The 14,903-nt window shown below is 65.3% G+C and carries 11 protein-coding genes; 7 read left to right on the plus strand and 4 right to left on the minus strand.

The window, feature by feature from the left end; genetic code table 11:
• The first annotated feature begins 58 nt into the window (after positions 1-58).
• From EN874_RS27200 to EN874_RS27210, 3 genes are all read left to right on the plus strand, one after another.
• A complete protein-coding gene (locus tag EN874_RS27200) occupies positions 59-469 on the plus strand; it encodes a DUF1036 domain-containing protein (protein ID WP_245513697.1) in 411 nt (136 codons plus the stop codon).
• Positions 466-2,892: a M23 family metallopeptidase gene (locus EN874_RS27205; protein WP_127425892.1), complete on the plus strand. Its 2,427-nt coding sequence runs from the start codon at positions 466-468 to the stop codon at positions 2,890-2,892. The genes EN874_RS27200 and EN874_RS27205 overlap by 4 nt, the downstream gene beginning before the upstream one ends.
• Before the next feature lie 230 nt (positions 2,893-3,122).
• Positions 3,123-4,748: a caspase family protein gene (locus EN874_RS27210; protein ID WP_127425893.1), complete on the plus strand. Its 1,626-nt coding sequence runs from the start codon at positions 3,123-3,125 to the stop codon at positions 4,746-4,748.
• A 139-nt stretch (positions 4,749-4,887) separates the two neighbouring features.
• Here the strand turns inward: EN874_RS27210 and EN874_RS27215 are convergent, their stop codons facing one another.
• Positions 4,888-5,421 (minus strand): OmpA family protein, encoded by a 534-nt coding sequence (locus tag EN874_RS27215; RefSeq protein ID WP_189394139.1) that lies wholly within the window; start codon positions 5,419-5,421, stop codon positions 4,888-4,890.
• Positions 5,422-5,592: 171 nt separating this feature from the next.
• Between EN874_RS27215 and EN874_RS27220 the strand changes: the two genes are divergently transcribed.
• Positions 5,593-6,159, plus strand: a complete 567-nt coding sequence (locus tag EN874_RS27220; protein ID WP_127425894.1) for a hypothetical protein — start codon at positions 5,593-5,595, stop codon at positions 6,157-6,159.
• Between the two features lie 130 nt (positions 6,160-6,289).
• Here the strand turns inward: EN874_RS27220 and EN874_RS27225 are convergent, their stop codons facing one another.
• A complete protein-coding gene (locus tag EN874_RS27225) occupies positions 6,290-6,568 on the minus strand; it encodes a hypothetical protein (protein ID WP_245513698.1) in 279 nt (92 codons plus the stop codon).
• Positions 6,569-6,587: 19 nt separating this feature from the next.
• The gene (locus EN874_RS27230; protein ID WP_128261480.1) at positions 6,588-9,137 is read right to left on the minus strand and encodes a caspase family protein; all 2,550 of its coding nucleotides are present in this window, start codon (positions 9,135-9,137) and stop codon (positions 6,588-6,590) included.
• Positions 9,138-9,383: 246 nt separating this feature from the next.
• Between EN874_RS27230 and hutH the strand changes: the two genes are divergently transcribed.
• On the plus strand, positions 9,384-10,880 hold the full coding sequence (gene hutH, locus EN874_RS27235) for a histidine ammonia-lyase (RefSeq protein ID WP_127428439.1): 1,497 nt from the start codon (positions 9,384-9,386) through the stop codon (positions 10,878-10,880).
• 23 nt (positions 10,881-10,903) lie between these two features.
• Here hutH and fghA read toward each other — a convergent pair whose 3' ends face one another.
• The gene (gene fghA / locus EN874_RS27240; RefSeq protein ID WP_127428438.1) at positions 10,904-11,740 is read right to left on the minus strand and encodes an S-formylglutathione hydrolase; all 837 of its coding nucleotides are present in this window, start codon (positions 11,738-11,740) and stop codon (positions 10,904-10,906) included.
• Positions 11,741-12,297: 557 nt separating this feature from the next.
• Here fghA and EN874_RS27245 point away from each other — a divergent pair.
• Together EN874_RS27245 and EN874_RS27250 are read left to right on the plus strand one after the other, a co-directional pair.
• Entirely contained in the window at positions 12,298-13,278 is a 981-nt protein-coding gene (locus EN874_RS27245; RefSeq protein ID WP_245513699.1) for an HlyD family secretion protein, read from the plus strand.
• Positions 13,275-14,873 (plus strand): DHA2 family efflux MFS transporter permease subunit, encoded by a 1,599-nt coding sequence (locus EN874_RS27250; protein ID WP_127428437.1) that lies wholly within the window; start codon positions 13,275-13,277, stop codon positions 14,871-14,873. The genes EN874_RS27245 and EN874_RS27250 overlap by 4 nt, the downstream gene beginning before the upstream one ends.
• Positions 14,874-14,903: the final 30 nt, after the last annotated feature.

Raw genomic sequence — 14,903 nt, forward strand, 5'->3', positions numbered from 1 at the left:
GTCACCGCCATGCAAGAAGCGTGGCCGGCTTCGAATTCGGGCTGATACGACCGGCCGCGTGAAGCTTGCCGCACTGCTCGGCGGGGTGCTGCTCTCGATCCTCACCACCGGCAGGGCCCATGCCGAATTCACGGTCTGCAACCAGACGCTCGACGTCGTCAACCTTGCCGTCGGACAGAAGGTCGACGATGCCGACCAGACCGACGGCTGGTGGACGATCGGCGCCAACCAGTGTGTCAACGTCATCCGCGAGGAGCTGGCCAATCGCTATATCTACATCTACGCCACGGACGTGTTCGGCCATGCGATCCTGAACGGATCGACCGAGATGTGCATCGACCGCCGCCGCTTCTCGATCCGCGGCATCGACGAGTGCTGGCAGCGCGGCCATATCGCCGCGCGCTTCGTCGAGGTCGATACGCTGGAGCAGGTGCGCTGGACTTATTTCCTGACCGGAAGCAGCCCGTGACGCACAGCATCGACACGAGCTTCAAGTTGAAGAAGCAGGCGCGCCTGGCCGAGCGCCGGCGCAAGCTCTGGCGTTGGGTTCTTTCCGGGGTCGCCGGGCTCGCCGTCGTTTCGATCGCCACGGGGTTCTACCTCACCAAGGACTACTGGTCGTTCGGCGACGAGGACGAGGAACTGCATCCGGTCGAAGGCATGGAGGATGTACCGCCCGATGCCTCGGTCTATGTGCCGGCCATCATCGACCTCGCAGGCGACCCGATGTGGATCACGCTGGCGCCCGACGCCGACACCGCAACGAAGGGCAAGACCGTCGCGCGTCCGGCCGAGCTCGACAGTTCCGGCGCCTCGCCGCAGATCGAGATCCTCTCCGACGTGATGCTGAGCGCCAGCGAGAAATTCATGACGACGATCCCGTCGACACAGGAGGATTTCGCCTTCTTCCAGGCGCAGCGGCAGACCGCGCCAAAAGTCCCGGCGACGGCGCCCGACCAGCAAGCCGCCCCGCCCGCCCCGGCTGCAGCCGACGATCAGCAAGGCGATCTGGAGAACGACCTTCAGGCGGCGCCGGACGAGAGCGAACCGCCTGAGGCTTCTGGGCCCAAGGCGGATGCGGACGATCCCGAGGCGGGCTGGGGCGAGACCGTCGATCAGGGCGAAGCTGCCCTTCCCGCCTTCAAGAAGACCGAGATCGAGAACAACACGACCGTCGCCACCGTCACCAGCGAGTACCAGCGCTTCGAGGCGACGGGGGACACGTTCGTAAAAATCCTCAACGACCGCAGCCTGGACAGCGTCGTCGCCGATGCGCACTTCTCTGCCGACGACGCGAAACTGGCGGACGAAGCGCTGAAGGCGCTGTTCAACCGCGATGGCCTGCAATCGGGCTATGTGGTGGCCATGCGCGGATTCAGGCCGAACCGCGAGACGATGACCATGTCGCTCATGCAGGTCTCGATCTACGCCAGGAACGTCTATGTCGGCACGCTGACGCGCAATGCAGCCGGCGCCTTCGTCTCGGGCGTCGACCCGTGGGTGCGCGAGGACCTGTTCAACTATTCCGGCGCATCCGACGAGGGCGGGCCGAAGCGGCAGTACCGCCTGCTCGACGCGATCTATTCGACGGCGGCGCGCAACAAGGTTCCGACCAGCGTGATCGGCGAGGCGATCATGTATCTGTCGCGCGGACAGGACCTCGACGCCTTCGCCAGCGAGGACCAACGCCTGGTGCTGATCTATTCGCAGACGCCGCGCGGCCAGGGCGAGATCTCCGGAAGGGTCCTCTATGTCGGCGTCCAGGGGACTGGGAAGAGCCTCGACTGTTTCGTCTTCCAGCAGAGCGACGGGCAGTACGCGTGCGTCACGGGCAATGACGAGGTCCGTTCGCTGACCGTCACCAATGGCATGGTCACGCCGGTCAGCGGGGTCATGACCTCGACCTTCGGCCCGCGCAAGCATCCGATCCTGGGCACAGTTCGCATCCACAAAGGCGTCGACTGGGCCGCTCCGGTCGGCACGCCGATCATGGCCGCCTTCGATGGCGAGATCTCCTTCCAGGGCGATGGCGGCAGCTATGGCAACCTGGTCAAGATCACGCACGCCAACGGGCGCGAGACGCGCTATGCGCATATGCAGAAATTCGCCATCGCAAGCGGCGTCGGCACCAAGGTGAAGGCCGGCGACGTCATCGGCTATATCGGGACAACGGGGCTTTCGACGGGCCCGCATCTGCATTTCGAGCTCTACCAGAGCGGCGAGGCGATCGATCCGCTGGGGACGGTCACCACGGTCGCCACCTATGCTGCAGCCGGTTCCGGCGGTTCCGGCGACGCTGCCGTCGAGACGCTGACCGACCGGATCGTGCATGTCGAAAGCGGCGGCAGCGCACGGGCCAAGAACCCGCTGTCCTCGGCGACCGGCGCCGGCCAGTTCATCACCAAGACCTGGATCCGAATGATGAACACCTACCGGCCCGATCTCGCCCGCTCGCTGTCGACCGCCGATCTGCTGGCGCTTCGCTACGACGCCACGCTGTCGCGCGAGATGGTGCGCAACCTGGCGCGCGAGGGCGAAGCCTATCTTCGCGCCCGCGGCCACCAGATCACCGCCGGGCGGCTCTATCTCTGCCACTTCCTCGGCATGGAGGGCGCGGCCCAGGTGCTGGCGGCGCCGGGCTCGGCGCAACTGAGCGCGGTCCTCGGGGCCGCCGTGATCCAGGCCAATCCGTTCCTCACCGGCAAGACCACCAGCTACGTCATCGACTGGGCCGAACGGAAGATGGGCCAGAAGGTGATCCGCGTGGCATCCGATCAGAACCAGCAGACGACCACGACGCAGATCCGGCAGACATCGCCGGAGTTCGAAAAATACAAGCAGGCGATAACGGCGCTGGTCAATTCGATTCAAAGCACGCTGGAGCCTGGTTAACCCCGGGTTTCAGTCGCCCGCGGATCGCGCCCCGGCAGCCAAGCCGTTTGGTTTTGATGCTTGCGAATGGTATATTGGCGCGTGGTTGCAAAGTTTTTTTGTGAACCAAAACTGTGGCCGGGATCACATACGTCCAGAAGCCATTTTTGGCAGAAGCGACTTTGTCGCGAGCGGAAAATTAGCATGCGCAGAAACCGATAACGCGCCCCCACGGGGCGGAGGGCAAATCCATGAAAGCGTTCGCCGTCCTTTTGAGCGGAATTCTTCTGTTCGTCCTTGCCGCGTTCGGCGCCGAGGCCGCCACGCCAGATGCCGCCAAGCGCGTCGCGCTGGTCATCGGCAACAGCAAATATGTCAACGCCGTGCCGTTGCCCAACCCGGCCAACGACGCGCAGCTCATCGCATCGACGCTGCGCAATGCCGGCTTCGAGGTGATCGAAGGCGTCGACAAGGACAATCAAGGCATGCACAGCCTGATCAGCCGGTTTACGGAAGAATCCTATAACGCCGACCTCGCCGTCATCTTCTATGCCGGCCACGGCATGCAGGTCGACGGCAAGAACTACCTGATCCCGGTCGATGCCGAGCTGACCTCGCCGGCCTATCTCAAGACCCGCACCGTGCAGATCGACGAGTTCATGGCCGCGTTACCGCCCGACCCGGCCGTCGGCGTGATCATCCTCGACGCCTGCCGTGACAATCCGCTGGCAAGGACGCTGGCCGCCTCGCTGCCGAAGAGCCGCTCGCTCGGCGCCGGCCTGGCGCCGGTGGAAGCGAAAGCCGACGGCGTCGGCACGGGCGGCGTGCTTATCGCCTATGCAACCGACCCCGGCGCCATCGCCTTCGACGGCAACGGCGTCGACAGCCCCTATTCGCTGGCCTTGGCCAAGCACCTCACCGAGCCCGGGGTCGAGATCCAGAGCGCCCTGACGCGGGTGCGCGGCGAGGTGACGGAAGCCACGCAAGGCCGGCAGCGGCCCTGGCACAATGCTTCGCTCGGACGCGAGGTCTTCCTCGGCAAGCCCGCGGCGGAATCCGCGCCCGTCGCGGCGCCCGTGGCCGATGCGGCCAAGACGACGGCGGCGCCCGCCCCTGCGGCAACCAGCGAACCGCCCTCCTGGGAGGTCGAGCAGCGTCTTTGGGACGAGGCTTCGAAGAAGAACGCCATCCCGTTCTACGAAGCCTATCTCGAACAATTCCCGAACGGCCGCTTCGCGACGGTGGCCAAGCTCAACATCGATCAGTTGAAGGACCCGAACGCACAAAACAAGCAGGTCGCGGCCCTTGATGCCAATGGGACTGACGCCAATGCCGGTTCGGCCGTGCGCACCTCGGTCGGCATCAGCGACGAGATGAAGCGGACGCCGGGCACCGAACTGACGGAAGACGCCATCGGGCTCGATCGCGACGGCCGCATCGACCTGCAGCTGCGCATCGAGGCGCTGGGCAACGAGCTTGGCCAGGCCGACGGCAATATCGGCCCGAGGACGCGCCAGGCGATCGGCGTCTGGCAGAGCAAGAACGGCCTGCCGCAGACGACCTATCTGACGGGCGAGCAGCTGGCGTTCCTGGTGATCCAGACCGACCCGATGATGGATGCGGTACGTGCCAAGAATGCCGCCGACCAGGCGCGCGCGGCGGCGCCCAAGAAGCCTGTGGCGCAGAAGACCCGCACGCTGAAGCCGGTAGCCCAGAAACCACGCAAGAGACAGCAGCAGGTCGTCCAGCGGAGGCGGGACCGCGAGACCGTGGTTCGCGAGGAAGGCCCGCCGCCGAACGACAACAACGACTTCCTGACCAAGGCGCTGATCTTCGGCACCGGTGTCGCGGTGGGCGGCGTGCTCAACAAGCCCTGATTGTCTTCGCGCAATTCCGGACGGAAAACTGCTACGCACTTTTCCTGGAATTGCTCTTAACAGAAACGGGAGTCCGGCGGTCTGGCCGGGCTCCCGTTGATTGCCGCATGCGGCGCGCGGATGACTTTGTGCCCGCGGCTTACTCCGTCCTGATCCGCATCTCCACCCGGCGGTTGACCGGATCGTAAGGATTGGCGACGCGCGGGTGCGATTTGCCGAGGCCGATCGCCTCGAGCCGGGCGGCCTGAACGCCGTTCGCGGTCAGGAAGGCGGCCACCGACTGTGCCCGTCTTTGCGACAGGTCCTGGTTATAGCGCGTCGAGCCGGAAGCATCGGTATGGCCTTCGACGACGAAGGTAAACGTGCTCAGCCGGTTGTCCTTCAGCGCCTTGGCGAACTCGTCGAGTTCGGCGCGCGCGGTCTGATCGAGCTGGGCGGAATCCAGGCCGAAATTGATCATCATGTCGAGCCCGGTCTTGGTGGGGGCCGCGTTCTTGTCGTTCTTGCTCTTGCACTCTTCCTCGGTGCCGACGCAGATCCCGCGCGACGCGCCGAGTTTGCCCTGGCCGGTGAAGAACTTCACGATGTCCTCGGATTTCTGAAGCGGATCAGCGGAAACGTGCGTCGAAAAAAGCACGGCCGCCAATGCAAAGGCTGAGCTGGCCAACCGCATGACCGTTACTCCTTGTTTGAGCGGATCTCGCTGCGGCGGAAAATAGCAAATTTCGCGACGGTTGTCTGTGAACAAACACACGCCCGGAGCGGCCGCTGTTTGTTAAGCTAGGCTTGACCAATGCCCCCGCCGGGGTTTCAGTACCTCTATTCCTAGTGGGGGCGGGCAGCCATGGCCAACGGGCTCCGGTTCAGGACGGCGCGGGATCTCTTCAGCGCTTGCCCTGCCGTCGCCCACGATATGAAAGCGACCCCCACCGACCAGTCTTCGATCGAGTTCTGCCGCGCGCTGCTGGCCGGGCGCGTGCCCGAAGAGGCAATCACCTTTTGCGCCTATCTGCTGCCCGAGCGGGCCGCGGTCTGGTGGGCGCATGAGTGCCTGGGCAATCTTGCGGAGCTGCTCGGCGACAGGGATCTCGAATTGCTGGCGCTCGTCGGCGACTGGGTCGGCGAACCCGGCAATCCCGACCATCGCGCAGCGGTTGCCCAGGCCTTGGAGGTGCCGCCGACGACACCCGTCTCGTGGCTGGCCCTGGCCGCGGGCTGGCGCGACAGCGGCTCGGCCGTCGACCAGGCAGCGGTCGGATTTCCGACCGCCCACGCCGTCGGCGCGGGGATCCTGGCGGGGCTTGCGCGGGTGTCGCTGGCAGACCGGTTTGCCGTGCTTTCGGCCTTTGTCGAAATGGGCATCCAGATGGCGGAGATGGAGGCGCAGCAGCAATCGGCCGACGCCTATTAGGTCCGACCTTCAGACGTCCGCATCGCGCCCGTGCTCGGCAACCTGCGACAGCAGCATGAGGTGCTGCTCACAGACCCAGCGGCTGACACGCGGTTCCAAGTACGCGGAATGATATGCTGTAAAACCGGGCTTATCCCCAACCACCGCCGCCGCCACCGCCACCGCCCCCACCGCCCAAAGGAGGCACGACGACAGGTGTGGTTTCTTCCTGAACGGGCTTGATCAGTTTCTTGGCGGTGACTTTCTTCTGTTTGACGACCTTTGGCGCGGTCGTCGTGCGAACGACCGTCGTCCTGTGCTTCACCGTCGGGGTCGGCTCGACCCCCGGCATCACGGTCGTGCATCCCGCGGCAGTTAGAGCGCCGGATAGGATTGTTGCAATGATCGCCTGTTTCGATGCCCAGCCCACCACATTGCCTCCTTGTTGATCAGAACAAGTCCCGGCGCGGATTGGCTTGTTCCCAGACCGCCCTGGCCGTCTTGACCAGTTGATCGTCCAACGAGCCGTTCGCCGAAATCTTCGATTTGAGTTCCCCACGCATCTGTTTCAGAGCCGCTGTCTTCGCCTTCGCTCCGAATTTCGTTATCGTGGCCTTTGCATCCGGAATTTCGTTGCGAAGATCGAGCGCGGCGGCGAAGGCAAGGTAGCGCACCGCCACGGCCTGGTCGGCCTTGTCGCCCCTCTGCATCTCCAGAGCCGCGCGATCATACGCGGCCGACTGATCGCCGCGGTCAGTGGCCAGCTCGAACAATCTTTGCGCTTCGGCCAGATCCTGCGGCACGCCGACACCGTCCCTGTACATGCGCGCAAGGCTGCCGGGAGCGTAGGGCTGCCCGAGATCCATGGATTTCTGGAAGAGCGAGAGCGCCGTCTTGGGATCCTTCTCGACCCCGGTGCCGGCGAGATAATTGCGGCCGAGCAGGTTCATCGAATACATGTCCTGCCGCTCGACGCCAGCCTTAAGGAAGGCCACGGCGCGAGCCGGATCGGCAGGCACGCCGTTGCGACCTTCCGTGAAGATCGCGGCGAGATCGTTCATGGCATAGGTGTGCCCCATCGCCGCCGCCTTGAGCAGCAGGTCCAGCCCCTTGGTGGTGTCACGTTCGACGCCATAGCCGTTGAACAGGGCGCGGCCCCACGACGTCATCCCGTAGGGATCGCCCTTGTCGGAGGCCGCAGCGTAGAAAGTGTTGGCCTGCTTGCGGTTGGCGGGCATCCCCGTTCCCGTCGCGTTGAGGTAGCCGAGCTCGAACACCGCGCGGACGTGCCCCTTGTCGGCAGCCTCCTGGATCGCCTTCTTGGCCTCCTCGACCTTGCCGACAACAAGCAGCGCACGTCCGAGCTCGTAGCGGAAGCGGGCGACGTCCGGATAGGCTTTCACCGCCGCCCGGCAGACGTCCACGGCGTTGCTGCTGATCTCGTTCGGCAGCAAGCCGGGCACGACGCCCTGCAGGTCGAGGGGCTCGCCGGCCTCCCTGTCGCAGGGCTCGACGCTGGGCGACAGCTTCATCGTCGCCTGCTTCGACGACGTGTTGTCAGCCCGGATCTCGACGCCGACGATGAGTGGTTTGACTTCACCTATCTGGGGTTCGTAGCGCAAGTGGTCGACTTCATCGGCCATCAGGCTGGAATCCGGAGACAGGGTCCGATCAGGCAGCGACAGCGTTCCCGTCGCCGGATAGCTCGCCAGCTTCAGGCTGACGGCGGGATCCTTGGTCGGGAAATCGAGCTTCAGCGGCACAGGCCCGACACCGACCGGAACGCTGATGTCGCGCTTTTCGATCACCTCGGCCGCGCCGGCGATGTGGATGCCGCGCTCCAGCACCTGCTGCTTCTGCTCGGCCTCGAGCGAGGCCATGAGCTGCTGCCCTTCGGCGGCGTTCCCGTTCTTGACCCTGAACACGAGGATGCCCTGGGATTCGCCGCCCCAGTTGTCGCGCGTGGCATAGGCCAGCATGTCGACCTCTTCCTGCGCGCCGGAACCCTTCGGCACGTCCATTTGAAGGCGCGGCAGGTCCTTGCCGGCGATCGGCTCGCCGGTCGCGACAGGCTTGCCGTCCAGCATCAGGCGTCCGAGTGCCGGCGGTCTCTCGATGCTGACGGTGACCGCGCCGCCGTCGACGTCAACCGGCTCCGGCAGGTCCAGAGCGACGGGCCCGACGCCCGACGGCACGACTTTCTCCAGCACCGGGGGCAGCGCAGGGCGGCTGGCGCGGCGCATCAGCACCACCTCGTCGATCAGCGAGGAGTTTTCCCAGGGAACCTGCTTGCCGTCGGTCGCCTTGACAACGTCGCGGCGGACTGCCGCCATCACCGTGCGGATCTCCTGGTTCGGCGCCAAGGCGCGGCGGGAGAACGCGGACGAGAACGGGCTCAAGTCACCCGTCCCGTCATAGGCGACCGCTCCCGGTTCGGTGGCGAAGGCAATCAGCGTGTTCAGCGAGCTTTTCACCTGCGCAAGGCCGGCGCCGCCGGCGGCGATCAGCTGGTCGCGCAGCCAATAGTCCTTGCGCGGAAACGGATTGTTGCGGCAGGCGTCGAGGATGATCACCTGGATCTTCGACTTCGAGCGCATCTGCTCCAGCACGTCGTCGAGCTTGATCGCCTGGACCTCGATGTCGGCCGCGGCCTTCAGCGAGGCGTCGACCGGGATGAGGAAATTCTCGCCGCCGATCTGAAAGCCATGGCCGGAATAGTAGACGACTGCGAGATCGGCGCCGTCCGCCGCAGCGAGATAGTTGCGGAACTGCTCCTCGAACTGCAGCTTGGTGAGATCCCTGGCGACGAACACATCGAAGCCGGCCATGCGGAAGGTGTTCGACACATCCTCGGCATCCTTGTCCGGATTCTTGAGCGCCGGGATCTGTTGGTATTCGGAATTGCCGATGACAAAGGCAACCCTTCGATCGGCATGAGCTTCGAACGCCGTGAAGCCCACGAGGATCAAGGCTGCAAGGAAGGCGCAGCATCGCAGCATGGCAAATCCTTAACTGCTATGACCTGTCGGCCGCAGCAATGCAGCTTGCGGCGCATGGGTCTGTTAAAGAGTTCACAATCTGCCGAGACCGGAGCAGAACGCATGCATAACGACAGCGGCCATGCGTCTCATCCAATCGGATTCTAAAATACTCCAGAGGCACGGGCGCCGCAATGACGCTGCGCCGCGTCCAAGGGATGGCGTGGCACATTTGCGCGGCGCCGATCTTGAGATAGATGAAAGGGCATGACAGCCAGAGTGATCGTCCTCGACGCCAGGCCGCTCGGCGCGACGGATGTCGCCGAGATCGCGCGGCGCAATGCCCGCCTCGTGCTTGGCGAGGAGGCCATGAGCCGCATCCGCGCCAGCCGCGCGCTCATCGAGCGCCTCACCCAGCTCGGCAAGCCGCTTTATGGCGTCACCACCGGCCTCGGCGCCTGTGTCGACACGCCGCTTGCCGAGGCCGATCTGATCGCCTTCCAGCACAGCGTGCCGCTCAGCCACTCGATGGGCGCCGGGCCGGCCCTGCCGACCGAGGCGGTGCGGGCGCTGTTGACGGCGCGCATCTGTGGCATGGCCGCCGGTGGCACCGGCACCTCCGAGCGGGTCATCATGGGACTGCTTGCCGCGCTCAACGCCGGCGTCCATCCGGTGATCCCTAGCTGGGGTTCGATCGGCGCGGCCGACCTTGCTCCTCTCGGCCACATGGCAAGGGCGCTCGGCGGCGACGGCGAGGCCGAGTTCCAGGGCAGGGTCATGCCGGCCGCCGAGGCGCTGAAGCTTGCCGGGCTGGAGCCGCTCGACCTGCGCGAGAAGGACGGCCACGCCATCATCGTCGCGAACAGCCTTTCGACCGGAACGGCCTGCCTCGCCCTCGAGGATGTCGCCTGCCTCATCGACTGGTCGCTGGCGGCCGTGGCACTCAACCATGAGGCGTTCCGCTCGTCCCTCAAGGCCATCGACGAGGATGCGCTGGCGGCGCGGCCGGCATTCGGCCAATGCGAGATCGGCGCGCGGCTCAGGGCGGAGCTGGCCGGAAGCGGGCTGTGGCATGAAAATGCCGCGCGGCGCCTCCAGGACCCGCTGAGCTTCCGCTGCGTGCCGCAGGTGTGGGGCGGCCTGCTCAACGCGTTCGAGCAGGCCAGGCTGGCGACGGAGATCGAGCTTGGCCATTCGGGCGACAATCCGGTGATCCTGCCGGCGGCCGAACGCGTCGTCTCGAACGGCAATTTCGACCTCACGGCCTTCACGCTGGCCTGGGAACAGCTCGGCCAGGCGCTTGCCCATTGCGCGGTCGCCACCGCCAACCGCTCGATGAAACTGATGTCGCCAACGGTGGCCGAACTGCCGCGCTTCCTGTCGGCCAGGGGCGGCAGCCGCCAGGGCTACGCGGAACTGCAGAAGCCGGTCGCGGCGCTCGAGGCCGAGATCCGGCATCTCGCCAACCCGATGTCGCTCAGCCCGCTGGCCGTCTCGGACGGCATCGAGGACCAGTCGTCGATGGCGCCGCGGGTGGTGGCCAAGACCGCCGGCATCATCGAGCGCCTGCGCTACCTCGTCGCCATGGAGCTGATCTTCGCGGCGACAGGCGTTGAGTTGCGCGGCGTGGTCGACAGCATGGGCGAAGGCCCGCAACGCAGCTATGCCGCCGTGCGCGCGCTCGTGGCCCCCCTCGACGACGACCGCGAGATGAGCGCGGACATGGCGCGGGTCGCGCGGATGGTGGCGGGGCCGCGTCTCTGATCCGAACTTGCCGCCCCGTTTCTCTACCTCGCCAGCCGCGCGCCGTGCCACTTCAGATGGTCGTCCATGAAGGTCGACATGAAGTTGTAGGAATGATCATAGCCTTCCTGCATGCGCAGCGTCAGCGAGATGCCCGCCTTGCTGCAGGCATCCTCGAGCAACCACGGGCGCAGGCCGTCCTGGAGGAAACCGTCGGCGGTGCCCTGGTCGACGAGCAGCTCGCCGTAGCGATGGCCGTCCTCGATGAGCAGCGTCGCGTCATAGGCGCGCCAGCTCTTCTCGTCCGTTCCCAGATATTTTTCGAACGCCGGCCGCGACCAGCCCGCCGTCGTCGGCTGCACGATCGGCGCGAAGGCCGAGCAGCTCCGGAAGCGCCCGGGGTTCTTCAGCGCGATCGTCAGCGCGCCGTGCCCGCCCATCGAATGGCCGAAGATCGACTGGCGCGACATGTCGACCGGAAAATTCGCGGCAACGAGCGCCGACAGTTCCTCGGCGACATAGGAGTACATGCGGTAGTACTTCGCATAAGGCTGTTCGGTGGCGTCGAGATAGAAGCCGGCGCCACAGCCGAACTGCCAGTTGTCCTTTTCGTCCGGCACATCAGGGCCGCGCGGGCTGGTGTCGGGGCACACGATGATGAGCCCCAGCTCGGCCGCCAGGCGCCGGTACTCGCCCTTGTCCATGACATTGGCATGGGTGCAGCTGAGCCCCGACAGATACCATAGAACCGGCAAAGGTCCGTCCTTGGCCTGGGGCGGCACGAAGACGGCGAAGGTCATGTCGCAGGCGCAAACGTCCGAAGCGTGCGAATAAACGCCCTGAATGCCGCCATGCGATTTGGAAGTGGAAACGACGTTCATCGGCACTGCCCTTCGTCAGGATTTTCGGACCCGGCATAGCCGTCCGACCCGGCGCCGGCAAGCTTGTGACCGGCAGATTGCACCGGCCCCACCGTAGTGAAGCCTCCAAGCACCGACAATGGCCAGTGACTGGGCCGGGTGTCTGGGGACCAGGTGTCTGGGGACCAGGTGTCTGGGGATTTGAGACAAAGCCGGTTGTGACGGAACTTTTCCGAATGCCGCAGGTTGACCCTCGGCTTGGCGATGCGCAGCGGCACCGCCAAAGATCCCATGCGAGCAATTCCCGGAAAAGCGCTCAGCGGCTTTCCATCCGGAATTGGGAAGAACAAATACTTCGATCGAAAGGCATGCCGGTGGATACGAATTCTCCAGTTGCCGAACCCGTGGGCGAGACGCAGCCGCCGACGCGCCGCTCCGACACCCGAAAGATAGCAGACGCCGATGCATCGGGGGATAAGGCCGGGGCATCCCGCAAAGAGGGGGGCGCTTCCCAGGACAAGCGACGCGGAAGCCTTTTCGGATCCATCAAACGGCATCCCCTCACAGCGGGCACCGTCGTGCTTGTCCTGCTGCTGGTTGGGGCGGGCGCGGTGACCTGGTGGCTGAACGCGCGCAACTACGAATGGACGGATGACGCCTTCATCGATGCGCGCACCGTGACCGTCGGCGCCGAAATCGCCGGCCGCATCACGGAGGTGGCCGTCACAGACAATCAATCCGTCGAGGCGGGCGCGGTGCTTCTTCGCATCGACGACAGCGACTACCAGGCCTCGCTCAAGCAGGCGGAGGCCGGCGTGGCGGCGGCACAGGCCGAGATCACCAATGTCGAGGCCCAGACCGAGGCGCAGAACGCCAAGATCGACGCCGCGCACAAGCAGGTCGCCCAGGCACTGGCGGCGCTGGAATTCGCCAAGTCGGAGGACCAGCGCAACCGCGAGCTGCTGGCCCGGGGCACCGCCACGCAACAGCAGGCACAGCAGGCCGCGTCGACGCTGCGCCAGGACCAGGCGGCCCTCGACACCGCCACGGCGAATGCAGAGGCCGCTAAAAGCCAGCTCGCCGTGCTGCAGGCGCAGGGGAAGAGCGCCGAAGCCAAACTGCGGCAGGCGCGCGCCAGCGAGGATCAGGCCAACACCACCCTCAAACGCACGACGGTCGTGGCCCCGGTCGCCGGCCGGGCAACCAATATCACCGTTGCCAAAGGCACCTATGCGCAGCCCGGGCAGGTGCTGATGATGTTCGTTCCGAAGCACGTCTGGGTGAAGGCGAACTTCAAGGAGACGCAGCTCGACCTGATGCGGCCGGGCCAGCCGGTCGACATCGCCATCGACGCCTATCCGGAAAAGACCTTCCATGGCCGTGTCGACAGCGTGCAGGCCGGCAGCGGCACCGCTTTCAGCCTTCTGCCCGCCGAGAACGCCACCGGCAATTTCGTCAAGGTGGTCCAGCGCGTGCCCGTGAAGATCGTCTTCGACCAGCCGCCGGATGCCTATCTCGGCCCGGGCATGTCGGTGGTGCCGACGGTCAAGGTACGATGACTGACGCAGCATTAGCCCATGGCGGCGAAAGCCGCTCGGCCGCCGGCGGGCGCAACCCCTGGCTCATCGCGATCGTCGTCTCGATAGCGACCTTCATGATGGTGCTCGACACCTCGATCGCCAATGTCGCGCTGCGCAACATCGCCGGCAGCCTCGCGGCCGGGATGGACGAAAGCACCTGGGTCATCACCACCTATCTCGTCGCGAACTCCGTCATCATTCCAATCAGCGGGTGGCTCGCCGACGTCATCGGCCGCAAGCGCTATTACATGCTGTGCGTCGCCACCTTCACGGGCGCGTCGCTGCTTTGCGGCCTGGCGCCCAGCCTCGACATGCTGATCCTGTTCCGCATCCTCCAGGGACTTGGCGGCGGCGGCATGGCGCCGAGCGAGCAATCCATCCTTGCCGACACCTTCCCGCCCGAAAAGCGCTCGCAGGCCTTCGCGCTTTACGGCATCGCGGTCATCGTCGCGCCGACGGTCGGCCCGACGATCGGGGGATGGCTGACTGACAATTTTTCCTGGCACTGGATCTTCTTCATCAACGTCCCCTTCGGCATTCTTTCGCTGGCGCTGGTGCAATGGCTGGTGGTCGAGCCGGACGTTTTGAAACGCGAACGCCGGGAGAGGCTGAAAGGCGGCCTCAAGGTGGATTGGGTCGGCTTCATCCTGGTGGCGCTGGCGCTCGGGTGCCTGGAAGTCTTCCTCGACGAGGGCCAGCGCAACGACTGGTTCTCCTCGAGCTTCATCACCGTCTTTGCCGTGATCTCCGCCGTCTCGCTCTTGATCCTCATCCCGTGGGAGCTGACACGCCGCGATCCGATCGTCGACATGCGGCTGCTCTTCATGCGCCAGTTCGGCACGGCCTTCCTCGTCATGACGGCGGTGGGCGCCGTGCTGTACAGCTCGACGCAGCTCCTGCCGCAGCTGCAGCAGACCGCGTTCGACTATACCGCGACGCTGTCAGGGCTTTCGATGATGCCGGGCGGCATCGCCATGCTGATGCTGATGCCGGTCTCGGGCTTCGCCTCCGGTTTCGTCCAGCCGAAATACCTGATCATGATCGGCATGTCGGCGGTGGCGGTAGCGCTCTGGAATATGACCTCGCTGGCGCCCGATGCGACCTTCAGCTTCTTCGCATTCGCCCGCGTCTTCATGATGGTGGGCCTGCCCTTCCTGTTCATCCCGATCTCGACGGCGGCCTATCTCGGCCTGCCGCCGCAGAAGACCAACCAGGCTTCGGCGCTGATCAATGTCGCCCGCAACATCGGCGGCAGCATCGGCGTCTCGCTGACGAACACGGTGATCGCGCAGAACGCGCAGCTGCATCAGTCCAACCTGATTGCAAACACCGTACAATCGTCGTCCAGATACCAGCAGACATTGCGGCAGGTCGGCGACTATTTCACCGTCCAAGGCTCCCCCGCCGTCGAGGCCAAGGCACAAGCAATCGGCTGGGTGGCGCAGCTCATCGGCCGCCAGGCGACGCTACTCGCCTATGTCGACGTCTTCCGCTATTCGGCGATCGCCACCGCGTTGCTGGTGCCGCTGGCGCTCCTGCTGCGGTCGCCCAAGTCGTCCCGTCCAGCGAAATAGCACGCTCCCGAGGGAACATGCGCGGCGGGT

It is taken from the genome of Mesorhizobium sp. M1D.F.Ca.ET.231.01.1.1 (genome assembly GCF_003999155.2).
Classification (GTDB): domain Bacteria; phylum Pseudomonadota; class Alphaproteobacteria; order Rhizobiales; family Rhizobiaceae; genus Mesorhizobium.

Excerpts from the sequence above, each read along its gene's own strand:
- EN874_RS27210 (WP_127425893.1), top strand. The coding sequence starts at position 3,123 with ATGAAAGCGTTCGCCGTCCTTTTGAGCGGAATTCTTCTGTTCGTCCTT.
- EN874_RS27215 (WP_189394139.1), bottom strand. The coding sequence starts at position 5,421 with ATGCGGTTGGCCAGCTCAGCCTTTGCATTGGCGGCCGTGCTTTTTTCG.
- EN874_RS27220 (WP_127425894.1), top strand. The coding sequence starts at position 5,593 with ATGGCCAACGGGCTCCGGTTCAGGACGGCGCGGGATCTCTTCAGCGCT.
- EN874_RS27230 (WP_128261480.1), bottom strand. The coding sequence starts at position 9,137 with ATGCTGCGATGCTGCGCCTTCCTTGCAGCCTTGATCCTCGTGGGCTTC.
- hutH (WP_127428439.1), top strand. The coding sequence starts at position 9,384 with ATGACAGCCAGAGTGATCGTCCTCGACGCCAGGCCGCTCGGCGCGACG.
- fghA (WP_127428438.1), bottom strand. The coding sequence starts at position 11,740 with ATGAACGTCGTTTCCACTTCCAAATCGCATGGCGGCATTCAGGGCGTT.
- EN874_RS27250 (WP_127428437.1), top strand. The coding sequence starts at position 13,275 with ATGACTGACGCAGCATTAGCCCATGGCGGCGAAAGCCGCTCGGCCGCC.